The organism is Burkholderia sp. BCC0419, from assembly GCF_902830285.1.
Lineage (GTDB): Bacteria > Pseudomonadota > Gammaproteobacteria > Burkholderiales > Burkholderiaceae > Burkholderia.
This window is the reverse complement of sequence record NZ_CADESR010000028.1, coordinates 1-452: the sequence shown is the minus strand read 5'-3', so window position 1 is coordinate 452 and position 452 is coordinate 1. Positions and strand designations below refer to the sequence as shown.

The window sequence follows — 452 nt, the reverse complement described above, 5'->3', positions numbered from 1 at the left end:
CAGGAGAACATGAGCGCGTCGCCGCACGTGCTGCCGGGCTCGCGCGACGGGTTCCGGATGGGTGACGCGAAGCTGGTCGACACGATGATCGTCGACGGCCTGTGGGACGTGTACAACCAGTACCACATGGGCATCACGGCGGAGAACGTCGCGAAGGAATACGGGATCACGCGCGAAGAGCAGGACGCGTTCGCGGCGCTGTCGCAGAACAAGGCGGAAGCCGCGCAGAAGGCCGGGCGCTTCAACGACGAGATCGTGCCGGTGTCGATTCCGCAACGCAAGGGCGAGCCGCTGCAGTTCGCGACCGACGAGTTCGTGCGTCACGGCGTGACGGCGGAGTCGCTGGCCGGGCTGAAGCCGGCGTTCTCGAAGGACGGCTCGGTGACGGCGGCGAACGCGTCGGGTCTGAACGACGGTGCGGCGGCGGTGCTGGTGATGTCGGCGCAGAAGGC

At 67.7% G+C, this 452-nt stretch carries 1 pseudogene; it reads left to right on the top strand.

From position 1 onward, the window contains the following. Positions 1–452 (top strand): annotated as a pseudogene (locus HWW87_RS36870) (acetyl-CoA C-acetyltransferase); the annotation flags it as partial.